This window comes from Acinetobacter sp. NIPH 817 (assembly GCF_000368405.1).
Classification (GTDB): domain Bacteria; phylum Pseudomonadota; class Gammaproteobacteria; order Pseudomonadales; family Moraxellaceae; genus Acinetobacter.
Genome location: NZ_KB849420.1, coordinates 222,072 through 248,380, shown reverse-complemented (window position 1 = coordinate 248,380; position 26,309 = coordinate 222,072). Strand labels below are relative to the sequence as shown.

At 37.1% G+C, this 26,309-nt stretch carries 27 protein-coding genes; 12 read left to right on the top strand and 15 right to left on the bottom strand.

Translation table 11 applies throughout. From position 1 onward, the window contains the following. Nucleotides 1–6: 6 nt before the first annotated feature. A complete protein-coding gene (locus F968_RS04780; RefSeq protein ID WP_004790844.1) occupies nucleotides 7–1,074 on the bottom strand; it encodes a ferredoxin reductase in 1,068 nt (355 codons plus the stop codon). Nucleotides 1,075–1,213: 139 nt separating this feature from the next. On the opposite strand from F968_RS04780, the gene fabR reads away from it, so the two are divergent. Beyond that, nucleotides 1,214–1,909, top strand: a complete 696-nt coding sequence (fabR, locus tag F968_RS04775) for an HTH-type transcriptional repressor FabR (RefSeq protein ID WP_004790842.1) — start codon at nucleotides 1,214–1,216, stop codon at nucleotides 1,907–1,909. Nucleotides 1,910–2,075: 166 nt separating this feature from the next. Then, nucleotides 2,076–3,092, top strand: coding sequence for an AI-2E family transporter (locus F968_RS04770; protein ID WP_004790840.1), 1,017 nt, complete (start codon nucleotides 2,076–2,078; stop codon nucleotides 3,090–3,092). A gap of 57 nt (nucleotides 3,093–3,149) precedes the next feature. On the opposite strand, the gene rapA is transcribed toward F968_RS04770, so the two are convergent. The 6 genes from rapA to F968_RS04740 form a co-directional block, all read right to left on the bottom strand. Then, complete coding sequence (gene rapA / locus F968_RS04765) at nucleotides 3,150–5,987, bottom strand: RNA polymerase-associated protein RapA (RefSeq protein ID WP_004790837.1); 2,838 nt, start codon at nucleotides 5,985–5,987, stop codon at nucleotides 3,150–3,152. A 144-nt stretch (nucleotides 5,988–6,131) separates the two neighbouring features. Next, the gene (locus F968_RS04760; RefSeq protein ID WP_004790835.1) at nucleotides 6,132–6,770 is read right to left on the bottom strand and encodes an RluA family pseudouridine synthase; all 639 of its coding nucleotides are present in this window, start codon (nucleotides 6,768–6,770) and stop codon (nucleotides 6,132–6,134) included. Nucleotides 6,771–6,902: 132 nt separating this feature from the next. Beyond that, complete coding sequence (locus tag F968_RS04755) at nucleotides 6,903–7,607, bottom strand: hypothetical protein (RefSeq protein WP_004790832.1); 705 nt, start codon at nucleotides 7,605–7,607, stop codon at nucleotides 6,903–6,905. Nucleotides 7,608–7,669: 62 nt separating this feature from the next. After that, nucleotides 7,670–8,968, bottom strand: coding sequence for a glutamate-1-semialdehyde 2,1-aminomutase (gene hemL, locus F968_RS04750; protein WP_004790831.1), 1,299 nt, complete (start codon nucleotides 8,966–8,968; stop codon nucleotides 7,670–7,672). Nucleotides 8,969–9,010: 42 nt separating this feature from the next. Beyond that, nucleotides 9,011–9,622, bottom strand: coding sequence for a thiamine phosphate synthase (gene thiE, locus F968_RS04745; protein ID WP_004790830.1), 612 nt, complete (start codon nucleotides 9,620–9,622; stop codon nucleotides 9,011–9,013). Between the two features lie 115 nt (nucleotides 9,623–9,737). After that, the gene (locus F968_RS04740) at nucleotides 9,738–10,121 is read right to left on the bottom strand and encodes an Mpo1-like protein (RefSeq protein WP_081399479.1); all 384 of its coding nucleotides are present in this window, start codon (nucleotides 10,119–10,121) and stop codon (nucleotides 9,738–9,740) included. Nucleotides 10,122–10,286: 165 nt separating this feature from the next. Between F968_RS04740 and F968_RS20810 the strand changes: the two genes are divergently transcribed. Continuing rightward, nucleotides 10,287–11,750 carry a CYTH and CHAD domain-containing protein gene (locus F968_RS20810; protein WP_004790827.1) on the top strand — a complete coding sequence of 488 codons (1,464 nt, stop codon included), beginning with the start codon at nucleotides 10,287–10,289 and terminating at the stop codon, nucleotides 11,748–11,750. 35 nt (nucleotides 11,751–11,785) lie between these two features. Here the strand turns inward: F968_RS20810 and F968_RS04730 are convergent, their stop codons facing one another. Beyond that, complete coding sequence (locus tag F968_RS04730; RefSeq protein ID WP_004790825.1) at nucleotides 11,786–12,418, bottom strand: hypothetical protein; 633 nt, start codon at nucleotides 12,416–12,418, stop codon at nucleotides 11,786–11,788. 107 nt (nucleotides 12,419–12,525) lie between these two features. Here F968_RS04730 and F968_RS04725 point away from each other — a divergent pair, with 107 nt between their 5' ends. Then, nucleotides 12,526–12,909 carry a DUF3144 domain-containing protein gene (locus F968_RS04725; protein ID WP_004790823.1) on the top strand — a complete coding sequence of 128 codons (384 nt, stop codon included), beginning with the start codon at nucleotides 12,526–12,528 and terminating at the stop codon, nucleotides 12,907–12,909. Nucleotides 12,910–12,970: 61 nt separating this feature from the next. Here F968_RS04725 and F968_RS04720 read toward each other — a convergent pair whose 3' ends face one another. The 4 genes from F968_RS04720 to F968_RS04705 form a co-directional block, all read right to left on the bottom strand. After that, a complete protein-coding gene (locus F968_RS04720; protein WP_004790820.1) occupies nucleotides 12,971–15,733 on the bottom strand; it encodes a M16 family metallopeptidase in 2,763 nt (920 codons plus the stop codon). Between the two features lie 122 nt (nucleotides 15,734–15,855). After that, on the bottom strand, nucleotides 15,856–16,671 hold the full coding sequence (locus F968_RS04715; RefSeq protein ID WP_004790818.1) for a PhzF family phenazine biosynthesis protein: 816 nt from the start codon (nucleotides 16,669–16,671) through the stop codon (nucleotides 15,856–15,858). A gap of 149 nt (nucleotides 16,672–16,820) precedes the next feature. After that, on the bottom strand, nucleotides 16,821–18,215 hold the full coding sequence (locus tag F968_RS04710; RefSeq protein WP_004790817.1) for an L-cystine transporter: 1,395 nt from the start codon (nucleotides 18,213–18,215) through the stop codon (nucleotides 16,821–16,823). 208 nt (nucleotides 18,216–18,423) lie between these two features. Further along, the gene (locus tag F968_RS04705) at nucleotides 18,424–19,305 is read right to left on the bottom strand and encodes a LysR family transcriptional regulator (RefSeq protein WP_004790815.1); all 882 of its coding nucleotides are present in this window, start codon (nucleotides 19,303–19,305) and stop codon (nucleotides 18,424–18,426) included. Between the two features lie 96 nt (nucleotides 19,306–19,401). Between F968_RS04705 and F968_RS04700 the strand changes: the two genes are divergently transcribed. Beyond that, a complete protein-coding gene (locus F968_RS04700; RefSeq protein ID WP_228128896.1) occupies nucleotides 19,402–20,580 on the top strand; it encodes a YbfB/YjiJ family MFS transporter in 1,179 nt (392 codons plus the stop codon). Continuing rightward, a complete protein-coding gene (locus F968_RS19575) occupies nucleotides 20,577–20,702 on the top strand; it encodes a hypothetical protein (protein ID WP_013197121.1) in 126 nt (41 codons plus the stop codon). The genes F968_RS04700 and F968_RS19575 overlap by 4 nt, the downstream gene beginning before the upstream one ends. A gap of 45 nt (nucleotides 20,703–20,747) precedes the next feature. Here the strand turns inward: F968_RS19575 and F968_RS04695 are convergent, their stop codons facing one another. Together F968_RS04695 and F968_RS04690 are read right to left on the bottom strand one after the other, a co-directional pair. Further along, nucleotides 20,748–21,320: a TetR/AcrR family transcriptional regulator gene (locus F968_RS04695; RefSeq protein ID WP_004790811.1), complete on the bottom strand. Its 573-nt coding sequence runs from the start codon at nucleotides 21,318–21,320 to the stop codon at nucleotides 20,748–20,750. Nucleotides 21,321–21,890: 570 nt separating this feature from the next. Next, nucleotides 21,891–22,547, bottom strand: a complete 657-nt coding sequence (locus tag F968_RS04690) for a hypothetical protein (RefSeq protein ID WP_004790809.1) — start codon at nucleotides 22,545–22,547, stop codon at nucleotides 21,891–21,893. A 96-nt stretch (nucleotides 22,548–22,643) separates the two neighbouring features. Here F968_RS04690 and F968_RS04685 point away from each other — a divergent pair, with 96 nt between their 5' ends. Genes F968_RS04685 through F968_RS04665 form a run of 5 tightly spaced genes read left to right on the top strand, consistent with a single transcriptional unit; the run spans nucleotide 22,644 to nucleotide 25,023 of the window. Beyond that, complete coding sequence (locus F968_RS04685) at nucleotides 22,644–22,844, top strand: hypothetical protein (protein ID WP_004790807.1); 201 nt, start codon at nucleotides 22,644–22,646, stop codon at nucleotides 22,842–22,844. Beyond that, nucleotides 22,841–23,338 (top strand): DUF4123 domain-containing protein, encoded by a 498-nt coding sequence (locus F968_RS04680; protein WP_004790805.1) that lies wholly within the window; start codon nucleotides 22,841–22,843, stop codon nucleotides 23,336–23,338. The genes F968_RS04685 and F968_RS04680 overlap by 4 nt, the downstream gene beginning before the upstream one ends. Continuing rightward, the gene (locus tag F968_RS04675) at nucleotides 23,331–23,675 is read left to right on the top strand and encodes a hypothetical protein (RefSeq protein ID WP_004790803.1); all 345 of its coding nucleotides are present in this window, start codon (nucleotides 23,331–23,333) and stop codon (nucleotides 23,673–23,675) included. Before F968_RS04680 ends, F968_RS04675 begins: the two co-directional genes overlap by 8 nt. Nucleotides 23,676–23,677: 2 nt before the next feature. Next, entirely contained in the window at nucleotides 23,678–24,316 is a 639-nt protein-coding gene (locus F968_RS04670) for a Tox-REase-5 domain-containing protein (protein ID WP_004790801.1), read from the top strand. A 14-nt stretch (nucleotides 24,317–24,330) separates the two neighbouring features. Next, entirely contained in the window at nucleotides 24,331–25,023 is a 693-nt protein-coding gene (locus tag F968_RS04665) for a hypothetical protein (RefSeq protein WP_004790799.1), read from the top strand. A 62-nt stretch (nucleotides 25,024–25,085) separates the two neighbouring features. On the opposite strand, the gene F968_RS04660 is transcribed toward F968_RS04665, so the two are convergent. After that, a complete protein-coding gene (locus F968_RS04660; RefSeq protein WP_004790798.1) occupies nucleotides 25,086–25,682 on the bottom strand; it encodes a hypothetical protein in 597 nt (198 codons plus the stop codon). A gap of 295 nt (nucleotides 25,683–25,977) precedes the next feature. Here F968_RS04660 and F968_RS20200 point away from each other — a divergent pair, with 295 nt between their 5' ends. Continuing rightward, complete coding sequence (locus F968_RS20200) at nucleotides 25,978–26,271, top strand: hypothetical protein (protein ID WP_004790795.1); 294 nt, start codon at nucleotides 25,978–25,980, stop codon at nucleotides 26,269–26,271. Nucleotides 26,272–26,309: the final 38 nt, after the last annotated feature.

Here is a 26,309-nt window from a genome sequence, read left to right as displayed (position 1 = left end):
TCTCTCTTAAAGATCAATAACTAGATCAGATTGTGCTGAGTTCACACAAATTTTGAGTAATTGGCTTGGTTCGGTATTTTCACTACCGTTGAGTAAGTTACGTGTAGAACCTTGAGCTTTACTACAAACGCACTTATTACAAATTCCCATACGGCAGCCATGTGTTGGCTTAAGTCCTTCATGTTCAAGACTCACCAAAATTGATTCGCCTTTTGGAATTGCAATAACCTTATTAGACTGGGTTAATGTGACATTTACATAACCAACTTCAGCCGTACTATCACGCGTTAAGCTAAAAGCTTCCGTTAATACAGTCGGTGCTTTTTCAAAAAGCTGTTCCACTGTTGAAACGAAACCAGAAGGTCCACATGCATATATGGTGCTATTTTCCAAATCGCCTACTAATGCTAAATGCTCTGCATTTAAACGTTCATCATTTGGTGTTTCTTGTGTATAGAAAACCTGATAACTAAAATTTGGAAATTGCTGTGCAACTTTTTCAAAGTATTCAACAAAAGCTGCATCTGAGCGTTGCTTTACCCAATATAAAAGCTGTACTTGAACTTTATCTAACTGCTGGCTTTGTTTAATTGCAGTGATTAAGCTCAACATTGGGGTAATACCACTACCTGCAGCTAGCATAATTAATTTTGGTGTTTTGATATTTTGTTGCATGTCGCCATAAGGCTGACCAAGCTCAAAAACATCACCAATTTGGCTTTCAGTCATAAACCAGTTACTGACAATACCATCAGCCACTTTTTTAATCGTTAAACGTAAATGTTGTTCGTCAATTTGCGTCAAACTATAAGTACGTTCATAGCGACGACCAGCAATTTCTACAATTACAGGATGATGCTGGCCTGCAACGCCCATTTTCACTAAGCGGTTACATTTTAGCGTCAAGCTCACCATGTCGTGAGCGACAAATTCTTTTTTTACAATTTGAACAAGGCCATGTTTTACAGACCATAAAGGATTAACTTTTTGTAGCCAGAAATTAGCCATTTCTTTATCAAAGATGGCTTGTGTCAATGAATTGAATAGAGAATTTCTCTTTTCGATTGCTTGCATAACTGAGGCTCTGTCGCTCTTTTTTAATTATTATACACATGTATATATATTTGTATATACACACGTACTTTTAATTACAATTTCACAAGTTCAGCTTCTAAGGCTATAATCCTGAGAGTTTATAAATATATTGAACAGCATGACCCAATCTTCACTTTCTCAGAACCTGAATGACACACCTCAACAACAAGATGTCATTGAAATTAAAACAGCTACGCGTTCTGTGGGAAGAAAAGCGACAATTACTAAAGAAGAACTTTTTCAGGCTGCTCTCAATCTGATTGGCCCACAAAAGAGTATTGCTTCATTAAGTTTACGTGAAGTAGCACGAGAAGCTGGCATTGCGCCAAATAGTTTCTATCGACACTTTAAAGATATTGATGAATTAGCAATTTCTTTAATTGACCGTGCAGGTATCGTCTTACGTAAAATTATCCGACAGGCTCGCCTACGTGCTTCCTTGCAAGAAAGTATTATTCGCAGTTCTGTCGATATTTTTCTTCAGCAGCTCGATGCCGATGAAGGTAATTTAAGTTTATTACTACGCGAAGGTTTTACAGGTTCTACTTCTTATAAAGCTGCTGTTGATCGTCAATTAAACTTCTTTCAGCAAGAACTACAAGAAGATTTAATTCGTCTGGAGCGTTTAAATAACAATCATCTGTACCACCCTGAACTCGTTGCAAAAGCAATTACTCAACTTGTGTTTCACATGGGTGCCAAAGTGATTGATCTTCCAATTAATCAGCGTGCAGAAGTGGCTGAGCAAACCATGATTATGATTCGAATGATTTTAGAAGGTGCTCGTCATTTGGATGAAGCCAAGATTCGTTAAAATTATCTAATAGATGGCTTGTTGATCAACAGGCCATTTTTACATCTAACTCCTCTATTTTCCAATAAAAATATAATTCACCGATTGAAGCGAATAGCTTGCGAGAGTATAAATAATTATTCCATTTGCTCTTTCTCCTATATTCCCAACGATCTCAGGGATCAACATGCAAAATTTGAATAATCGTCAAAGTCTGATTGCAAGCTACATTCTTATGGGCATCTTTTTGCTTTCGGTTATCCCATTACATCTATTAGCCAGTTTTTTTGCAGGCTTCCTTATTTATGAAATTATTATTAGCTTGAGTTCGGTTGTTGAACGTTACATTGATGGTCAAAGAGCCCGTATTTTCATTAGTATTTTATTAAGTATTATTACGATCTCACTCATTGCCTTTTTCTTTACAAGTTTAATTAGCTTTGTAGTTCATGATTTAAAAGGTGTAGGCATCCATAATATCAACAGTAAAGTCGATCAGACACTACTGCACTTACAAGCTGAAATTAGCAAATATCTTCCAGGTTATATTCCAGATAGCGTGACAGAATTAAAAGATGAAATTTTCGCGTTTATGAAAGATAACGTGACCATATTGAAAAATACCAGTTCAGATATCTTACATAATTTCGTGACGATGGTTATGGGCCTCATTATCGGTATTTTGGTAGCTATACATGGTTTTCACCGCCGTACACCCCAACCTGTTTTTAAATCTCTTCTGATTCAACGTATTCAGAAACTATCAATTTCATTTAAAAATGTTGTTTTTGCACAGATAAAAATTTCAGCAATTAATACGCTGCTCTTTATTTTATTTGCTTTTGTTTTATTACCGCTTTGGGGAGTGCATCTTCCTTTTGCCAAAACGCTTACTATTTTGACCTTCATGTTTGGATTGATTCCAATTTTAGGTAATCTTATTTCCAATACATTGACGTTCATTGCTGCTCTTACTGTTTCACTTGGACTCGCAGGTGCAGCATTACTTTATCTCGTTCTGGTTCATAAACTTGAATATTTTATTAATGCTAAAATTATTGGGCATAAAATCAATGCAAATGCATGGGAAATTTTATTAGCAATGCTGGTATTTGAGTCAATTTTTGGCTTAGGTGGTCTAATCGCAGCTCCAATTTTCTATGCATATTTAAAATTAGAACTTAAAGATGCTGGTCTCATCTAATTCAAAATCGATGTATAAAAAAAGCGCCCTCTAGGCGCTTTTTTTATTTGAAGTTAATTATGGCTTAACCACAACTAATACTTGAATTGCTTCTGGTGTAACAGTTAAACCATCAAGCAAGCTCAAGCCTTCTTTTTGCAGCTTTTGTAAACGGTCAATTTCATCTTGACGAATACTTGGGTTGAACTGTTTTAGATAAGTTAAACGGTCAATTTCATATTGCCATTTATTGCCATAGTGTTCTTTTGCTTGCTGTTGAAGCTGAGGTAAATCAACTTTCGCGATATCCAACGCTTGTTTATAACGTTCTTCAATGATATCACGGCGAGCTTTAACCACTTGACGACAGCTATTTCCATCTAAGTGATGTAAATATGGTTTCAAAATTGCTGGATCAATTTTTTCAGACAAATCTTGACCAGTTTCGCTTAATAGCACACGAATTAATTGCTTAGGCAAGCTCGATGGTAAGTTCAACGCCTTAGGCGCAACTACATCGACTTTAAACCATACTTCAATTAATACTGAACCCTGCTTTAACGCATTAGATTTGAGTACAGCAACATTGGTACTACCAAATGATTGCGTACGGATCATTTCCATCACACTTTCAATGAATGGATGCTCTAAAGTTAAATATTGAGCATCTTCACGAAGCTGAGCCTGATCGCGATAGAACGTAGCGGTCATGCCTTCTTCGTCTAGCGCCAAACCTTGCACTTGCATTTGGTCTGTTGGACGAATAATTACAGTACCGTTACTTTGCTCATCAAAGTCAATATTAGTTGAAGACATGAAACGCTTCACAAACATTGGTAGCGTTGTATTGTCATCATAATCTTCAAGTGCCTGAACAATCTCTTGCGCCACGATAGGACGACATGAGTTATATTCAAGTAAACGATCTCGGCCTGCTTGAAGTTCAGCTTCTAAAGCTTGACGTTGAACATTCACTTCTTCAAGTAAATCTTCAAATGTTTGACCTTGGTCTGCAAGCAAACAGTCTTTTAATTCAACAATAAAATTCTCTTGCAGCGTTTGCGCTGTTGGAGAAATATTACTGAAAATATTAAGTGCTTCATTGTACCAACGGAACATACGCTCTTGAGCTGTTCCAACAAGATATGGCACATGAATCTGAATACGGTTTTCTTGACCAATACGGTCTAGACGTCCGATACGTTGCTCTAAAACATCTGGATTAGCTGGCAGATCAAATAAAATTAGATCACTGGCAAATTGGAAATTACGGCCTTCCGAACCAATTTCCGAACACAAGAGAATTTGTGCACCATAGCTTTCTTCAGCAAAATACGCAGCCGCTTGGTCACGTTCAAGTAAGCTCATGCCTTCATGGAACATTGCAGTACGAATGCCTGCATGCAAACGCAATACATTTTCTAGAGCTTCAACAACTGGCCCACTACGCGCAATTAAAAGCACTTTTTTATGCTTGAGATCTTTGCGCAGAATTTCCATTACCCATAGCACACGTGGGTCATTTTGCATCCATGAACCATCAAGTTGTGCTTCTTCCGGCCACATTTGCTCACGCAGTTTCCCATCTTTTGACCAATCTTCTGGTGCTGGTAATGGTGCTGGTTGACAATCACGCCCTGGGAAGCCTTGAATTGCTTCACGCGTATTACGGAATAAAATACGACCTGTACCGTGACGGTCTAATAATTCGTGAATTGCTCTAAAGCGTTGGTCCGGCTGGTCTTCAATACTATGACCTAATAAGCCTTCTAAAACAGATAAATGCTCTGGAGCTAAAGGCTGATCAGACATGAGTACTTCAGCAATTTTTGCAGTCTGCTGGTATTGAGTTTCTTCATCTAAGAAGCGCTCTAAACTGCTAAAACGCTGCGGATCAAGTAAACGTAAACGTGCAAAATGACTTTCCACACCAAGCTGTTCAGGTGTTGCGGTAAGCAATAACACCCCAGCCGTATTTTCAGCAAGCTCTTCAATTAAATCGTAGCGATCATTACCGCCTTCTTCTTCGCTCCACATCAAATGATGTGCTTCATCGACCACCAGCAAATCGAAGCCAGCTTCTATGGCTTGCTCACGCAAATCATCATGGTCAACCATTAAGTCAACGCTGGCAATAATGCATTGCTCAGTCAAGAACGGGTTAAGTTCTGGATCATGTTCTTTAATAGATGCGGTACGTGTTAAATCAAACAGAGAGAATTGCAAGTTAAAACGACGGCGCATTTCAATCATCCACTGATACTGTAAAGAATCAGGGACTAAAATAAGAATTCGTTCTGAGCGACCGGTTTTAAGCTGTTGATGGATAATTAAGCCAGCTTCAATTGTTTTACCCAAACCCACTTCATCGGCAAGTAAAACACGAGGTGCAAAACGTTTACCAACTTCATGTGCGATATAAAGCTGATGTGGAATTAAACCAACACGCGCCCCAACCATACCACGCAGAGGGCTATTCTGCATTTGTGCTTGCATAAGCATCGCTTCAATACGCAGGTCATACCACTCTTTATAGTCGACCTGACTTGCAAGCAAACGATCCAAAGGTTTCGACAATTGAATTTGTGCACCGATACGTGTTTCATTCAGCGCTTTACGATCTTGCTCGCCATTTTCTAAGGTGCGAACCACGTTGTAACGTAAAACACCATGTCGGTCTTCAACAGACTCAACAATCCACTTCTTGCCTTCTTGATCTTGAACTTCATCATTTGTGTTAAAGATGATACGAGATAGTGGAGCATTGTTACGTGCATAGACACGTGTCTCATCACTTTTGGGGAATAAAATGCTGACAGATCTTTCATCTACATCAATAAGCACACCTAAACCGAGTTCAGTTTCTGTGTCTGATAGCCAACGTTGACCAATAGCATACTGCTGCAATTTTTCCACCTTTCTCTCAAGTTCGCACTACATATTGTACGATGCAAATTAGCTTATTTTTGCATCTTTTTATGTAGTCTTTAAAGCAAAATTTTGAAGCAAAAACCAATTAAATGACTTTGCTACAAAAAATCACGCATTAAAATTTTTACATTAAAACGGTACAGGACAGTCAAAAGTTAATGTTTCTGTTGTGACAGGATGATTAAAACTTAACTGTTTGGCATGCAAACATAAACGCGGAACAAGTTGCTGCTCCGGTGTTGCATACAGCGTGTCACCTACAATTGGATGCCCAAGATATTGCATGTGTACACGGAGTTGATGAGATCGGCCCGTAATTGGTGTTAATTTCACACGAGTTACGGGCTGTCCCTGAATCTGAAAATGTTCTATTGCCTGCCAATGTGTTAAAGCAGGTTTGTTGTGAGAAGCGTCGACAATATGTAAAGGTGGTCGGCTTGGATCATAGATGACAGGAATATCTACAGTCCCCTCACCCTCTAAATGACCTGCGACAAGTGCTTCATATATTTTTGAAGTCTGACGATCTTGAAATTGACGAGCAATCGCACTTTGACCGCGTTTTGATAAACCAAATACTAAAATACCTGAAGTATCTCGGTCTAGACGATGAATGAGCAAAGTTTTAGGTTCAATCGCAACCAACCTTGTCAAAACGCTATCATGTAAATCACCTTTACCAGGAACACTCAAGATGTCCGAAGGTTTATGAATCACCATAAAATCATCATCACGATAGATCAGATGTTCACTTAGAAAATCACTCAAAGTTGTATTCCCAAGGCAAGATGAAAAACAAGCGGGCAATAATAAAAAGCTTACGTCCGAATTACAATGCCGTTCGGGTAAATTAACAGCATAATTTGCAAATATTATGGATCACTTGGAGTCTATAGTTAGTCAAGGCTTCAATAACTGCATAATATGCTGCAATGTCGGTGCCTGCATTACCTCTTCAGCGCTTACACTCGCACCATTCGCACGCCACAGTTCGACCAGATAATCTACAGCAAACTGATCTAGACCGTAGTTTCGTAAATCAATTTCAGGATGAATCTCCATGGGGTGTCGCCCCACCTGTTCAGCAATTGCCAATAAGATTCCTTTATCCGACAAAATATATTCAGACGGTGCACTTAAAGACCATAGACGCATTAAGGTCTGTGTATTTAAATGTTTTATATGGTCAAAACTGATCTTTTCAACCCATTGAATGTGCTGCTCTAGATTAGCCGCCAAGATCGCATCATTTACAATAGCTACATAATCGGTAATAGATAAAACAAGCTGCATGACTTGTTTAAACAGAGGTGACAAATCACCAGTCATCATAACTTGGGCTTTAGCATTTGAAGACAGTCGCTGCCCCAACTGCAACATGGTTTGTTGAAGCTGAGATGCATCAATAAAAATAACTGGAATTTCGAGGGCCTGTGCTCTTTTACTTAGCAATTCTAAATGATCAGCTAATGGTTGGTGCGCCCAGTCAGGTGATTTTTCAAGTTCATTTAGCCCAACCATGAGCAAAATACTTTGCGTAGACTCAATTGACCAATTTGAAGTATTTGCTGCTAATTGAATTTTTCGAGGTAAAGGATAAAACATTGTTCTCTACAAATATAAAAATAGCTCAAATTAAAAAGCCCGTTTAACACGGGCTTTTTTGCTTACTTCATTTCAGCGAAAGTTTCTTTGGCAGCCTGAATCGTATATTCAATATCTTCATCAGAGTGAGCAGATGAAATAAAACCTGCTTCAAATGCTGAAGGTGCTAAGTTTACTCCACGTTTTAACATGCCATGGAAGAATTTTTTGAAAGCTTCAATATCACACGCCAACATTGAGTCAAAGCTTGTAATGTCTTCTTGGTCAGTAAAATACAAACCGAACATTGCACCAGCTTGCTGAGTTTTAAATGGAATACCCGCTTCATCTGCTGCTGCTTGTAAACCTACAAGTAACTTTTCAAGTTGCACAGATAAATTGCTGTAAAACTCTGGTTGGCGAAGATGTTTGAACATTTCAATACCCGCGCGCATAGCAAGAGGGTTTCCAGACAATGTACCTGCTTGGTATACGCCACCTAAAGGCGCGATACATTCCATGATTTCACGCTTACCACCAAATGCACCAACAGGTAAGCCTGCACCAATAATTTTACCTAAAGTCGTTAAATCTGGCTTAACATTATAAACCGATTGAGCACCACCTAAAGCAACACGGAAACCTGTCATCACTTCATCAATAATAAATACAGATTTATATTCATCACACACATCACGAATGGCTTGTAAGAAACCGTCGATTGGTTTCACCATATTCATGTTACCCGCGACAGGCTCAATAATAACACCAGCAATTTCATGACCAAATTTAACAAAGCATTCTTTTAATGCTGCAATATCGTTGTAAGGCAGTGTTAAGGTGTGTTTAGCAAAATCAACAGGAACCCCCTTTGAAGTCGGCTCACCTTCACCTAAAGTAAGTAAGCCTGAACCTGCTTTTACTAAAAGTGAATCAGAGTGGCCATGGTAACAACCTTCAAACTTCACAATCTTGTCACGGCCAGTGTAACCACGCGCTAAACGAATAGCCGTCATGGTCGCTTCTGTACCAGAGTTGGTCATACGTACCAATTCAATTGATGGCATGATTTCACAAATAATATCTGCCAACGTTGTTTCATGTACGGTTGGCGCACCAAAACTTAAACCATCTTCTGCAGCTGTTTGTACTGCTTTAATAATTTCTGGATGAGCATGACCTAAAATCATCGGTCCCCAAGAACCAACATAGTCAACATAACGCTTACCATCTACATCCCATAAATAAGCACCTTTGGCTTTCTCGATAAAAACTGGTGTTCCTCCAACGCCATTAAAGGCACGTACCGGAGAGTTCACACCACCTGGAATGTGTTTACTGGCTTGTTTAAATAACTGTTCTTGCTTTGGAGATAATCTCATGGAAATGCTCGTCTTAAATATCTAAAAAATAATTTTGAAAGCTTAAGAAAATAATTGTGCCCAGGCCTGTACACGGGCAGGAATTTCAGCAGTTGATCGGCCTAATATATCACTAATGACTGCACAGAGGTCAGCCCCAGCTTCAATCACAGGTTTTGAGTTTTCAACAGTTAAACCACCAATCGCACAAATGGGTAAATCATATTGGGCTGCTGCCTGCTTAATCACTTCGATACCTACATTACCTGCTTCAGGTTTTGTAGAGGTCGCGTAGACTGCACCAAATGCAATATAAGTCGCGCCATCTGCAATTGCTTTTTGGGCGAGTTCTAATGAGTTTAGACAAGTACGACCAATAATGACGCCTTCTGGTAATTGCGATTTTGCATCAGTAATTTCGCCATCACTTTGTCCTAAATGCACACCTAATCCAAACTGAGCGGCCAGTTTTAGGTCATCATTAATCACAAAAGGAACTTGATATTTTTCACATAAAAGTTTGATGTGTTCAACTTCTGCGGGTTGGTCGGCTTTTTCTACTTTCTTACGGCGGTACTGTAAAATTGCGACCTGATGAGTTGCGAGTGCGGCGTCTAATTTTTCTAATAATAGTTGGATTGGGTCATCATTGGTAATGAGATATAAACCGCGCATACTCTACTCTCGCTTTAAAAAACTTCGCTAGTATAACGGATTTATAGGACATCATAAGTACCGATTGATATAGGCTTACCAGTACCAATCGGTATGTTAAGAATAGAAAGTAAAATTAACTTGGTATTTTATCGTGCTTGCGATCAACCAAACTCAAACGGCCACGTGCAACATCAGATAGCATTCGCCAATCAGAAATAAAGCTATAGAAAGGTTGTTTAAAACTGGCAGGCTTATTTTTTTCAAACACAAAATGTCCAACCCAAGCATTTGCGTAACCCGCTACCAAACCATAGAGCACATATTTGGCTTGTTTCTTACGAATTGCTTTTGAAAAAAAGTATATACCAATACTACTACCCACCACATGTAAGCGTCTGCTCATGATGTTACGGTGTTCAGTTAAATAAAAACGATAAAATTCCTGATAGTTTTTAATCGGCAATTCAAACTCTGGCTGAGCGTCATGGCTAAAGTTTACTGGTGCATTCACGATCATCTTCCTGATTTTTATTTGATCAAAACGTCACCTGATTGTACACCTAAATAAAAGCCTAGCGTCATATGTTTGATTGTAACTTTCTCTATCAAAAGCATTACTTTTAGCGCTAAGCTATTATACTTATTCAAGATAGTTTAAATACCTGATTCAGGGAGATATATTATGGTCGAAGTCGAACTAAAGTTTCAGTTACCTGAATCGAAGAAAAAAACTGTCCAGCAATACTTAAAAAAACATAAAGCGAAATATATTCACTTACAGGCAAAATATTACGATACCCCTGATCGATTACTCGCAAAAAATGGTATGGCCTTACGTTTACGTAAAGAAGATGATAAATGGGTACAAACATTTAAAGCCGCAGGTCAAAGCCACCTGCACCGTGTTGAAGAAGAAATTCATTTAGGTGCGTGTGACCAAGAACCTGACTTAAACCTTGCGTTATATCAAGATAATAAAGTCGTAACTGATTTAATTAACGCGGTTTTAGGAACACAAGCTGAAAAACTAAGTTTGCAGTTTGAGACCGATGTACAGCGCACTTATCATGTGTTTGAAGCAGATAATACAGCTATTGAAGTTTGCTTAGATGACGGCGTCGTAAAAACAGCAGATACGCAAAGTATAATTTGTGAAGTCGAATTTGAACTCAAACAAGGCGCAGTAAAAACGCTAATTCAATTTGCACAGCAATGGATTAATCGTTATGCACTTTGGCTTGATGTCAGAAGTAAAGCCGAGCGTGGGAATTTATTAGCACTGGGGCAAGCAGCCTCACCCGCTGTACATGCCAAAGCGCTGACATTAAATAAAGATATTACTGCTGAACAGGCTCTAAAAAAGATTATCGAAAACTGTTTAGGACAATTTTTACCAAATATGGCTGCAATTGCCGATGAAGTTGCTGAAGCTGAGCATATTCATCAGGCACGTGTAAGTTTACGTCGTTTACGCAGTGCACTTAAACATTTCTCTAGTTGGTCTAGCGAGCTAAACTCTGTTTGGGAAGAACAAATTGCGGAGCTTTTCCGTAAGCTTGGAGACACTCGTGATGAAGATGCTATTCGTACCGAGGTGTTACCTGTCATTCAACAACATGGTTCGCCTGAGCTGTTACTACCTGTTTCAGTTCAGCCCTCAAAAGAACTCTCAACAATCTTTACCTCTGCGGACACGATTAAGCTATTACTCGATTTATTAGCATTTGCGTATTCAGAAGAAGATTCAAAGAACAAAACAGGTGGGTTAAAAAAACATATTAAAAAGAGTTTAGATAAATTACATCATAAAGTGATTAGCAATGCTGAACACTTCTCTGAGCTTGAAGTGACTGAACAGCACAAAATACGAAAGACAGCTAAGCAGTTACGTTATTGTGTTGAGTTTATTTCAAGTCTTTATCCTGACAAAAAAGTACAGCAATATTTAAAACATCTACAACCTGTACAAAACACCTTAGGTCAATATAACGACTTATTTATTGCGGAAGGTATTTTCAATAAAGTTGTCGAAAATGACTCATCTTTCTGGTTTGCATTAGGATGGGTAAAAGCCAAACAACCTCACCTACAAAAGCGCTCAGCAAAAGCTTTGCAAACTTTTAGTCAAACTGAAACTTTCTGGTAATTTATAAAAAGTCGCTGTAAACAAGCAGCGACTTTTTATCTGTATTTACCAAATACTTTCCACACGCCATTATCTGCTAACGGGTCATTATAGCTATCACTACGTTGCTTTCTTGGCTTATCACGGGCATCGACCAATTTAAAATGCGGTTCAACACCTAACACAATACCATTAGTATAAAAACGTGAACGGGTATATTCACTTTGCCCGTGCTGGAATACATAGGTTCTTAAATCGATAAATTCACGGTGAGCAACTAAAGCCGCTGTATCGTCGCTCTGCAACCATTCTTGCATCGTAAAAATCTGATCAGTTTCGAACTGCCCGCATTTTTCAATAAGACTCGCAACACCACGGAAAGTTTTAGATTCTTTTGCGCGTGTTTTATTAATCCGAATTCTGTCTACATGAAAAAAGAATAGCGGTAAATTTAAATGACTTGGCAAATGAATAGCATCTGGTAATTCATCTTCCATAAATGGCTGGAAAAGTTCTTGTGCCCTTTCAATTAGACCTTGCCATTGGCGATAATAATTTTCGACTTCTTCTTGCAAGCCATAATAAATCGGCAATCCTTCAACATGCTCTAAATATTGAGGTGGGAAAACATGCTGGCGTAATAAAGCAATATCTGTTTTTAAACTTTGAATAGCAATCGCATCTTGCATATTAGACTCTCCAACCAATACTTAGGCTATTTACAGACTAAGTCAAAGGTTTTGTTTCCGCAAGCGTTTGCCTATAATAAGCAGCTCTATTTTTGCGGGAATAAGTCATGTCTCAAAAGATTAATGCAACAGATATTACTGAAGAAGAAGCGTTAAATGCTGTTTTCTTTGAGCGTGCGGATGAATTCATTAAACAAGCCAATGATTTTTGTCGCCCGCCAAAAGGTGAAAAGCCAGATCCAGCAGAACTGCGTGGTCAAGTAAGTGCAGCAATGTTGTTTGCTAGTGCCCGTTTTAACACGTGGGTAGCAGCAAATAATTTTAAAGATGGCGAAGAAATGCGCGCTGCTAAAGATCAAGTGATGTCTTATCTTGTGCAACAATTTCAAATGATGCTTGAAGATAACTTTGATGAGTACTGTGAACAGTTCGAAAATTATTTACGTTTCCGTAAAAATGAAGATTTTCATGCGCATAAACATGACCATTAAGATGATTTAAACATCCAAATAAAAAGCCACAATTTAGTGGCTTTTTATTTGCGATAAGACTTTATTTTTTTGCTGCCTGACCATATTGATCAGCCATCACTTCGACTAAATGTTCAGGTTTAATATACTTTTTAATTACTGCATTTACGTCTGCAACAGTCAGTTTAGTCAAGTTTTGATCATGTCGAACACGGTCTTGTAATGTTTTATCTGTTTCAAGCTGTAGATTTAACATCCCATGAATATTACGTTCATCTTCTAATGCCGTAACGCGTTTCTTCATGATATCTGCTTTAGCAGCTTCAAGCTCTTGCTCAGTCACGCCATTTTTCAACAAGTCATTCAACACTTTATGTATTGATGCAGACACTTGCGCTGAGCGCCCCGAAGTATAATTTGCACTAATGCTTAAGGCCCCCACATTCGTATCACGGTCAAGTTGCAGCCCACTTCCAAAACCATAAACTAGTGCATTTTTCTCACGAAGCTCTTGAGCCAAACGTGATGAAATTTGAGATTCGCCTAAAATATAGTTAAGTAAAATTAATGCAGATGCATCTGGATGGTTTTTCCCAACTGGAATTGAAAGCACACTCTGATAGCTACCAAATTCGCGCTGCTCAGACAAAACATGAACTTGCTGAGCTGGAAAATCAACATGATTAATCAAGATTTTTTGATAAGGCTGTTTACCATTCCAACGACCAAATTCCTGATTAAGTAATTTCTGCATTTTTTTCGCATCAAATTTACCCGTAATGGCAATTTGAGCATGGTTCATTGCAAAGAAACGCTCGTACAACTCTTTTACTTGCTCTTGAGTTGCATTTTTCAATTGCTGTTTTGCCAGTTCAGGTTCAAAGTGATAACGCAAATCACCCGGTTGATATTCTTCAAGCAAACGTGAAAGTGTTAAGCCAGCTACTACATCTGGTTCGGTATAAGGGCGATCAAGGCTCGATAAACTTTGTGATTTAATTAAATCAAATTGAGATTGCTCAAATTTTGGATTTTTCATCACATCCAGAACAAACTCGAAAAACTCATCAAATTTTTCTGATTTAGACTGAATATTAATGGTCATGCCATTGCCGTCAGCACTTGCATAAGCCGCGCCACCCGCATCAATCGATTTATCGGCAATATCTTGCAAACTGTATTTATCAGAACCACGAAGCAGTAAGTATGAGGTTAAATCAACTACCGTCCCTTTATTAAATAAAGATTTTTCTGTTCCGAAGTCCATTGTAATCGTCGCATAAGTACGATCATCACGTGTTTCAACTGGGAATAAAGCGTACTTCATTCCATTTTTTAGTTTTCCACGGATAATCTTTTTCTCATTGCTTTCAACATATTGCTTAGAAGTTTTTAAAAACTCCGCGACTTCTTGTTGATACACCTTTGGATCTTTTAAAGGCTCTGCCTTTGCTTCTACCTGATCTAGAGTTTTAGGTGCCTCTTTTGCATTTTGTTGTTGAGCTTTTTTCTGATCTTCAGGTGTTGGCAAAATATCACCGTCAATACGATGCTCAGCCACAAGGAACTGTTTTAAAGTTTGATTCACTTGGTCTAACTTAACGTTTTCTACTGAATCTAAATCTTTAAAATATTGATCCCATTGCCCACCAGCGACCGTGTAATCACTTAAACGTGACCCAAGTGCTACCGCATCTTTAGTAATTAAATCGCCTTGGGTTTTCATTAAACTCTTAACACGATTTAATTCAACTTCAGTAAAAGGCTTTCCTTTCTCAATACCAGCGAGCAGAGAGCTTTCAACTTTTTTAGGGTCATTACTTGGTGCATAAATGGCACCCAGAAACACCACATTAAAATCTTGGTCTAACCACGTACTTGCATCAACATTTGTGGTAATGCCCGTTTCAACCATGTTCTGGTATAGGTGACCACTTGGCTGCATGGTATATAACAAAGGCGCTAAAGCGAGTGTCGGCTGAATTTTGGTATTTTTACCATTCATATAGATATGAAATTTAGCGAGATCGCTCCCCTTTTTCACCACAAACTGACGATTTTTTATTTTTGTAGAGTCGAGCACAGGAATCTGTACAGGCTTAGGAACATCACGCGCCGCGATTGGGCTAAAGTATTGATCAATAGTTTTTAAGACATCTGTCTTATCGAACTTACCTGAAATCACCATGACTGCATTATTAGGCGCATACCAGCTACGATAGAACTGATTCAATTCAGGCATTTTAATAGATTTAAGTTCAGGTAAATCACCAATCGGTAAACGACCTAAATATTGGTTACCATAAGCTGACTTCCACATTTGATCCATCAGGACAGCAAAAGGCTGATCCATACGGACTTCACGTTCGCGTTTTACGATTTCGATTTCAGAAGGAACAAATTTTTCTTGTAGAACTAATTTATCCATACGTTCCGATTCAAGATATAACACTTCATTGAGCGCAGTCTTTTCCGGACGAACGATATTGGTATATTTGGTCGAGTAATAATCGGTACTGGCGTTCGTCATCAATGTATATTGATCTAGACGACGCTGGAATTCTTCCCCTTTAACATTTTTTGTCCCTTTAAAAGCCAAGTGTTCAAGCAAATGAGCTAAACCGCTTTTACCTTGCGGGTCATTTAATGAACCAGTTAAATAAATGGTATTAATAAAGATTTTATTTTCTTTGTCGTTCGGCGCAAGCACAACCCGAAAACCATTATCTAATTTATATTCCTCAATATTTTGCTTGCTTTTTACTAGTGTAGTTTGTGCAAAAGACGCAGCACTTAAACCAAGAATACATAGGGAGAGAGTCAGTTGTTTAAACTGCATAAACATATAAATACCAATTAATTTGAATAATAAAAAATCAATAGTTGTGGGACTATAGTAGGAAATTTAAGCTGACATTAATAGTAAAGTTTTGAAAAAAAAGCCGTTTATTTAAACGGCCTTATATTTTAAAGAAAAATTTCAGCTTGCATATAAAGTTTTCCGTAGCCTGAAATTTCAATACGCTCTTCAGACAGGATATTGCAATATAAAACCCCACCGCGGCTAGAAGCCTGATAAGCCGTAATATTATTTTTGCCCAGTTTTTCTGCCCATAACGGCGCTATTGCGGTATGAATTGAACCTGTAACAGGGTCCTCATTAATACCCGCGACAGGTGCAAAATAGCGCGATACACAATCGTATTGCTGGTCTGTTTTTGAGGTTATTGCAACCTCCATTCCTGTCGTTGTAATTGCAGTTCTCTTACCTAGAGCTTTGAGCAAACTCATGTCAGGCTGCTCATCTAACACATCTTGTACTGATTCATACTCAACAATGTAAGCTTGAACATTTTGATAAACCGCTTTAAAAGGTTTGGTTAATGCCTCACGTAAAACAGCTGGGTAATCTTCGACTTGATGAGCCTTGCGAATCGGAAAATCCATTCTGATTTTGCCATCATCATCTTGATGAACGATAAAAAGACCTAAGTTTCGAACATGAAAATTAATTGTCTTTTTCTCGGTAAAATCTTTAAAGATTACAAAAGCGCTAGCAAGTGTGGCATGTCCACAGAAATCAACTTTAACCGTTGGAGTAAACCAACGGATTTCATAATTTTCAGCGTCTATGATTTTTACAAAAGCAGTTTCAGACAAGTTATTTTCAAGTGCTATCTTCTGCATTAAATCTGCATCTAGCCATTCTTTTTCAACAATCACAGCAGCCGGATTTCCACGAAATAGCTCTTTTGTAAAAGCGTCGACTTGATACATTTTCATGATAGTACTCTCTTTTGTAATAGACTCATTTTCGAAAATTATTTAAAAGAAAAACAGATACAGTTTTTTAAAAATTAACATCACAGTGGCAATTCACACATATAAAAAAACGGCTCATCCAGAGCAGATGAGCCGTTTAATATCAGCTTTTAATGATGTTGAGTTAACTCAATTTCATCTTCACTATTTAATATTTCTTTATCAGTCTGACCCATCAATTGACTCGTAACTACGCCCGCAGTCATTGAACCATTTACGTTTAATGCAGTACGTCCCATATCAATTAACGGTTCAATTGAAATAAGAAGTGCAACTAAAGTCACAGGTAAACCCATGGCAGGAAGCACGATTAGCGCAGCAAAAGTCGCACCACCACCTACTCCGGCAACCCCAATTGAACTTAAAGTCACAATACCCACTAACGATGCAATCCACATTGGATCTAGAGTGTTAATCCCCATGGTTGGCGCAACCATCACCGCGAGCATTGCTGGATATAAACCTGCACAGCCATTTTGACCAATCGTTGCCCCAAAAGAAGCAGAAAAACTTGCAATAGATTCAGGAATACCTAAACGACGAGTTTGGGTTTCGATACTGAGCGGAATACTGGCAGCACTTGAACGACTGGTAAATGCAAATGTCAAAACAGGAGCAACTTTTTTGAAGAACTTAACTGGAGAAACACCTGTCAGGGTCAAAATAATGGCATGCACGACAAACATGATCGCTAGACCTAAATAAGATGCCACCAAGAAACCACCAAGGTTTAAGATATCTGCGACATTCGAACTTGCTACAACTTTTGTCATAAGTGCAAAAACACCATACGGTGTAAGTGTCATCACTAGACGAACCAGCTTCATTACCCAAGACTGCAAAGTCTGAATTGCAGTTAAAATACGCTGGCCTTTCTCTGCGTCATCTTTCATTAGGTTGAGTGCTGCTATCCCTAAAAAGACCGCAAAAATAACCACACTAATAATCGAAGTCGGGTTTGCACCCGTCAATTCAGCAAATGGATTAGTTGGAATGAAGGAAAGAATAAATTGCGGTACACTTAAATCGGTAACTTTACTTACATACTCTGTATTAATGGCAGTTAAACGCGCAGTTTCAGCCGCACCTTGCACCAAACCTTTTGCAGTTAAGCCAAATAGGTTTGTAACAAATACCCCTACCAGTGCGGCAATCAGTGTTGTAAAGAGTAAAGTACCGATTGTATAAAAACTGATTTTGCCTAAAGATGAGGCTTGGTGTAATTTTGCAACCGCTCCCAAAATAGACACAAATACCAAAGGCATAACGACCATTTGTAAAAGTTTTACATAGCCGTTTCCAACGATATTAAACCAGCTAATAGATTCAGCAAGAATCGGATGGCCACCGCCATAAATCAAATGTAGTCCTAAACCAAACACTACACCTAGAACTAAGCCAGCCAGAACTTTTTTCGATAAGCTCCAGTCTGTTTTACGTGTTTGGGCGAGTAAAAATATTAACCCGACAAAAACCACAATATTGATGATTAAGGGTATATTCATTCCCAAACTCCAAATTATTGCTTGTGTCATCTTTCAAGGGGGCATATTTGACCATAGCCGGCCTATATAAACTACCCTTTTCAACAATTTTATAGCATCAAGATGATTACAAACTTGCGTGAGAATATAAAATGACTTTTAAATACATATATATCACTTTTAATTTATAAATTAAGTGAGATATTTATGTATAAAAATCAGCCTCTACTTAAGCAACCTTTAATTCAAATTGTTGCTCAATAAAATAAATAAACTGCTTTAAATTGGTTCCCCATGTTTCGGGTAACTGGGCAATTAAATATGTAGTAAAAAAAGCAGATTCCGTATTTAGTCCAAAACAATTGACTAAAACTTTATCTGCAACTTTTGTGAGATATGATTTCGGTAATAAGGCAAAACCAACACCCAACTCTACACAACTCACGATTCCGTCAAGGCTTCCCATTTCCATAATTTGCGAAGGCGGAATACTAAAGTCATTCAAGAAAAGCTCTATGGCATGTCGATATGAACAACCTTGCCGAAATGCAATAAATCTGGTCTTTGCAAGGGTTGCCTTATCTGGAAAACTCTGTTGTTGCTTAGGACAAACCAAAACCAGCTCTTCATGCCACACAGGAAAACTATATAGCTCTGGAATCGCATGTTTAGAGGCAACAAAGGCGCAATCTAATTCACCCCTATGCACAGCATTTAATAAATAACCTGTTGGATGAGTTTGAAGCTCAATAGGTAAAGTCGGATATTGCTGCATAGATTGATTGAGCAAATGTGGCAAACGTATTGCTGCGGTTGTTTCCATGCTACCCAAGCGAATGGTTTCATTCGGGTCAATATCACCTTCTTGAAAGATTTTCTTAGCTTTATCGTGCAATGCAATCATTTGAACAGCATAACTATGTAGCTGTTGTCCGGCATTCGTTAAAGTCACAGGATTATTACGATTGAATAGAATAACCCCCAACTCTTCTTCAAGTTTTTTTATATGGCTCGTGATATTCGATTGAACCGTATACATTTTTTGTGCAGCCAATGAAAAACTTCCACTCTCTGCAACCGCTAAAAAAAACTCTAGAGACTTAAGCAACATACCACTATCTCAAAACAAGATAATTAATATCATATTAAATCATTTTTAATGATTGATAAACTCGCTTTTAATAATAAAAAAATTGAGCGTCTTCTCATGTCTACATTTTATCGAATGAGCTCAGTTGTCTTTTTGGCAACTTGTTTGGGAATTGGTGTTTTTAGATTTTCCTATACTGCCCTCATGCCCATCATGATCGAGCAGTACCACTGGACCCATGATTTTGCCAGTTACTTAGGCAGTGCAAATTTATTGGGATATCTGATGGGTGCCTTATTAGCACTATTGAGTGTTAAAGAAAAGTACATCCCATCCCTCATCGTACTTTCGGCTATAGCTGGTAGCCTTAGCCTACTTTGCTGTTCATTCATGGATATGCCTCTGGTGTGGTTCATTTTCTGGCGCACAATTTCAGGTATTGCTGGTGGCTTACTTATGATTTTAGCGCCTAGCTTTGCGATGAAATACATTCCAGCCACAGAAAGATTAAAAGTTAATTTTTTAGGATTTAGCGGAATTGGTGTGGGGGTTTTATCTGCCACCATTATTATTCCCCTACTTAAAAATATGCCCGTGCATTATGTTTGGGATATTTTTGCAGGTATTTCTCTATTAGGAAGCTTAACTCTTTATCGATTATTGAGCCGTAATACAGCCCAGATTATTAAACCGCAATTTACTACTTTACAAACTTCACAAAAATCACGTTTAGGCCTTGTCATTATTATTGCCTATATGTGTAGTGCCTTTGCCTATATTCCACATTCTTTGTTTTGGATGGATTATTTATCTGGAACTTTGCATTTTCCATTGCAGCAAAGAAATCTATTTTGGGTTCTCTATGGAGTCGGAAGCTGTATTGGTGCATTTGTTGCTTATTGCTTAAGCCGAATAGGGGGCTATATACAAGCCATTAAATGGTTATATGGCATTTACTGCCTAGCCGTTGTTTTACCTTTCCTTTCACAGACTACATCTTTACTGGCTTTGTCTTCGCTTCTGACAGGCTTACTGACTCCCGCAACCGTCTTTATTAGTTCTTATAGTCTGCTACAGATTTATGAGCAACGTTATCAAAAGCTTTGGAGCCTTGCCACCATTGGGTTTGCTAGCACTCAACTCTTAGGTGGCGTGGTCATTAGTACGTTGCATCATTTGCATTGGTCTTATGCACATCTCTTTCTTTTGGGCGGAATCGTTCTTCTTTTTGCGGTTTGCCTTTTAGTGCCTGTACGCCCCTCTTTCACCTCAACTCTTGGAGAAACCAAATCGTGAAAACTCTGCTCTTTCCTTTATTTCTAGTTGCTTTCGTTCTTGTTATTCAAGCCCTAGACCAGAGTTATCAAAAGAAAACTGGTTTTATTAAGACTCCGAAACATCCCGAATTTATGCAATAAAAAAAAGCCCCCGATATTTCAGGGGCTTTCAAATTTAATTAATATTCAATCCTTATTACGAGATGCAAAAACTGTTAAAAGATAATAATCAAACAGGCTTTCTCTATCATCAATATGATTAGGGCTTAACAACTGAGTCATTGCACCATCTATAACAAATAAAAACATATGTGCTTCTTGATAAGTCACGGCTTTTTTATATGTAGACATAAGCTGATAAATGGTATTTACAAACCATGTTCTATATTTTCTCACAACCTCATAAGCAATTGGATAGGCTAATTTAATTTCCACAATGGCTTTAAAAATTAAACGATATGAGCTTTTTATATCAACATGTAAGTAAAAAATTTTCTTAAGTTTATCAATTAGGCTTAAGTTTCCCACCTGTTCTAAAATAAATTCGATCTTCTCAACTAATTGGTTTTTATGTACAACCAGACATATTTCAACCAATTTTTCTTTAGATTCAAAATATTGATACAAGGTCATTTTAGCTATTTTTGATTCTCTAACGATAGTGTCAACACCAACATTCGTAAAACCATGCTCACCAAACAACAAACTAGAATTTTCAAGCAATTTTCTTGCTTTACCACCCACTTTTAAATCAAGCATAAATTATTATTCCAATCATTTTTATTTTAAAAATCGAGATAAATTTTTATAAAATATATAGGAAGAATAAAAACAAAGGCGTAAAAATCACCTTCAAGTTTATATATATCAGATATATCTCGAATATAAATACTAAATGTAATTTTTAAATATATTAGTCTGAAAAATTAAAATCTATAAAAGATTAAAATCTTAAAGAAAATAATAAATGCTGTTGAAATATAGGGATTTTGGTCAAGGAGACCAATAAACGAATTTTTAAGAACATGACAACCTCCAATACTCACAATTGGATTCTGCCAAGATATAAATTATGGTGGCAGAACGGAAGAAGGTTGACGGACTAGTATTAAGTCAAACTAGCACACCCGAAGGTGTCCCTCTCCCGTCCTACCGCTACGGGAGGGAACGGATGGCACACCACACAAAACAATTCCTCAGATGAAGAAAGCTCTGATGCGGGACTTAATAAGCAGACCGTCAAGACTGCCTGGCAATGTGGCCAGAATGTGAAGAATAATGTTTGGCTAAACAGCTGTCAATAAACCACATATATTAATTGTAAAAAAATTACCCAGCAAATATGTTGGATATTTGGTCATAAACAAAACCGTCTTTGCTTTGAAAAAATATATCAAAGCTTTGGCTCATGAGGTAATCTTGTTGGCTTTGTTTCTTAAAGATTAGTGATAATCGCACAATATAATAATCAACCCATTCATTATTATTTTTAAAAAAGGATCTATCTTTTAAATCATCATATAACTCTTGCAAATTGACTGCAATCGTTTCAACAGAAGGATTAAACAGCCATATTGTTATATCCATTGGCTCCGCTGCTGTGACCTGATACGGCTCATTAGGATCAAAAGCTTCAACCCGATAAAGCTGTGCGCCTTTTTCTGTATAGGATGAATACATAAGTTTAGTATTTGCTACTTGATAATATCCCTTACCTATTTCAAATTCTCTTAATCTTCTGGAAACATCCAAGCAATCTGATAAATATTCAGGTGGTAGACCTTTATAATTATTAAATATTTTCACGCTACGACTGATAACATAATATTCACCTGTGCCCGTAATTATCCCCTTTTTCCACGGGAACATTTTTGAGAGATTTTCATTAGATATATTTAAAGATCCATCTTCTGATATTGTAATTTTCTTATTATCTGAAGCTATGATAATGCTATCGTTTAATTGAATTGCAACAATAAATGTCATAAAGAAAGTGGAATTAATCACGTTTAAATACTATTATTATGCAGATTATAGTTTAATTTTAAATCTTTTTAATAAAATAATAGGTAAATCTAAATCATGGCTGGTGGTTCACAGATCATTATCAATAAAAGCGGTATTACTGTTATTACGCCGTCTAAATTCGAGGTTAAAGCAGGTCAGCATCGTTTTAAGCCCGGTGCTCAAGTACAAATGCCTCAGATTGCACTTCCCCAACCTATTTGTATTGAATGCCTTGTGAAAGCGGCCAAAGAAGGTGCAGGGATTGTAAGAAGATGAGTTTTAAGAATCAAAATTTAGAAAGTTTTATTGCTAATCATCATAAAGATGGACAATTATTTTTGCTTGTAGATGGCGCACAGATCGACCACGGCCATATATCAAATTTAGAAGACTTGTACGGCGATTGCTTCTACTTATTTCAAGGTACATATGAAGAAGAAGCCTACCAATATGGCCCCATATTATTCGATTTAAGTCAGTTAAACCTAAAGCAAGTTGAAAGCCAAATTAAGCTCATGAAATCCAAGGATTCAATGATTTTGATTAAAAGTAAATTAGACATTAAACAATTGAAAAATAAGCTTCTAGAAAAGCTCTATATTGAACTCGATGACGGCGGAATAGGTATTCTTCGTTATTACGATCCACGTGTGTTAAATCGCCTCTCTCTCATCTTTACCAGTGAACAAAAAAAGCAGTTGCTTGAAGGCTTTGAGTCCATTTCTTTTATGCTCAACGAATTAAGCTATGAGTTGAAATACAATGATTAAGTTAGATAAAAATCAGATTGATAGCCTTGAGAAAGTAAAAGATAGAGAAGAACTCTGTGAAAAAATTTATCTGTACTTAGTAGATAAAAAGGATTCTTTTAGAGCCTATACCGTAAATTACGATCAACTAAAGCCAGAGATATACAAGAGCTTTGATTTATTGGTATCGCTTTTATTGACTGACAATGAAGTCATTTGTCAGCTGATCGTATGGAATACGATTATGAAAAAAGATGTACTTCAGGATCCTGGTATTCAAGAATTTATTTATAGCTCAAATATTCGCGGTAAAGATCTTATATCGACTTTTGAATATTACGAGCTGAAGGGGAATTAAGTATGTGGCCGTTAATTTTGCGTGGTGTTGCTATGGCTGGTGCGAGAACTGCTGCACCCGCTGCGGGGGAAGTTGTCGCGGCTCAAGGTGGTAGAGTTATTGCGACTGAAGCAGCTAAAGGGATGGCGACCATTGTTCTGGCTAAAGAAGTTAGTAAGGATATAACAAAACAACAGCGTTGTAATAAATGTGAACCCTATCAATTAGGCAATAAGCACGAAATTGAACGTTCGATGGGTAATGAAATTAATACACAATATCAGTTCAAAATCGCTAACTTATCTAGCTATCCTTTAACCTTTAGAACATCTGAGCCCTTTTTAAAACCCGGAAATAAGAAGGAAACGACAAAGGTACAAGAATGGGTGGTTGGTGGTGTTTCTTTTGATGGGTTATGGCCGATGGAATGTATTCTGGTCGAAGCGAAAGGACGTTATGCACAATTTCTAGATCCTAAAATGAAAGTATTCATTAGAAATAATGTTTTTGACCTTATGATTAAAGAAGCTGCAAGCCAAAAAGCGGTTGTCCTAACGTTAAAGACTGCTAAGTTAAACTGGTATTTTTATGAAAAAGAAACGAAAGACTTTTTTGATGAACGTATCGCAAATATGATTCACACAATTTTTATGCCTTTATAAATTTGGATATTAAAATGAGAGAGTTTGTCCTTAGTACACGCCTACCAAAAGAATTAGGAAAGTCTTCAGCTGACATTGAAGCGCAATTAAAAACACTAGAAAATATAGTAAATGAAATTTCTGTTATTGATCCAATTTTTGCGAATTGGTATGTCAATAATTATGATGAAACTGCTCCTGAAGCACCTTTAGAATATAAAATCCCTTCAGAACAAGGCTTTAAATATCTATTTAATAAAAAAAGTGCTGACCAATTTGAAAGCTTTTCTTTATGGAATGGCCTAGAGGAAAATATTGACTCTGCTAGTTTAAGCTTTAGAAGCTTTACCCTAGTGATGACATTTCAAAAGGTCCTAACTGCTGATCAAATTGTTCAAATTTTTGAAGTGTTATTAAAGAATTTAAAAATTGAATATCTCTATGTAAATTATAAATTCTTTAGAGATATTAATGTCTTTGAACATCGTTTGCCGACTACTTCAATTTGCTATGTCTCTTTAGATGTTGCGGCTGACTATCTACCGCATTTATATAAAAAAGTAGATATAGATAACGAATACAACACGGGTACTATTCTTGTTTTTGATGAAAATTGGGCTTCTGAGACTGACGACTTAAAAACGAAAGTACAAGAAAATTCTATTGCTTTGATAGAGCTGGGTGCAATTCCTGAAGCGACTATTCCTGATTCATTTTTTGAACAGTAAATTAATATAAAAGGCCCAATTAAGGGCCTTTTATTGAGTAAAATTATAAATTCATCGACGATCTAGTCTTTCTTTATTGTATAGCCCGCACGACTTTTATCATATTTTGTACCACATGGATCTCCATGAGAATTTTTACAAGTCGGTGCTTGATGTACTTTTGTTCCCATACAGAATGCATATTCATCATAGCCATAATCGAACTTACCTTTTTTATCTGCACAAAGTTCTTCACGACTTTGTGTTTTAACAGCAGGATTCGTGAAATTAAATACTATTTTATTCTTATTATCAAAGATGTTATTACCAGCTACTCGGTATGTGGTATGAAATTCTTCATATTTTTTCTTGATTGCTTCGGCTTCTTTTTCTCCACCGCTCATTTTTTCAAAATTCAAATTTAAACTTCTGATTAAGTCATTTTGCATACAATGGGCTACTCTATATGTTGATTCATCAGAGGAATAGCCACTCGTGCCTTTATAAAATTTAGTGGTGTAACCATCAGGATGTGGTATATCTGTTTGAACTTGAGGACCAGGAACGAAACCTTCAGACTGAGCACATCTTTCAACTAAAATAGTTCCTTCATTTGCTGAAGATGCTGTGCTAAATGTTAGGCACATTGTGCTTAGGAGAACACCAGTTAAGAACTTCATTAAAATTACCTTACTTATTTATTAAAAATGTATATGACTCTTTTTGTTGTAGAACTTTGTATTTACTTAGAACTAATTTACTCAGGCAATATAGAAAATTATCTAATATATATACAGAAAGTTCTATATTGAGAATACTTAATCCCCTTTCTTTCGATCAAGGCATAAGGTTACATTCGAAACTTTCCATTAATATAAAATGTTCTAATTGAGAATGTTTTTTAATTGATAAAATTTTCATGATTTTTTTCAGATAAATACTTAAACTAATCTCAATTTCACAGAACAAAAATTTATGAAAACTGAAATCCGTACATTCTTAATTAATGCATGTTTTTGGGTTATCTCAATATCAATAATCTTCTTTTTCTTTATTCTTTTCTTGTATTCACACAATAATATTAATGATCCGTTAAAAGAATCATTTTCTCTAACCATTAGCTTATTTTCAGCCTTAGCAACACTCGGCGCTGCCATTATCGCGGCCAGATTATTCCAGAATTGGAAAACTCAGCACAGTTTTACCGAACAGATCAAAATTTTATCTCATATGCTCATGAGTTTGGATGAAATCCAAAATTTATTATAGGATGTTCGAACCAATGATAATTTGACAAAAATTTTGCT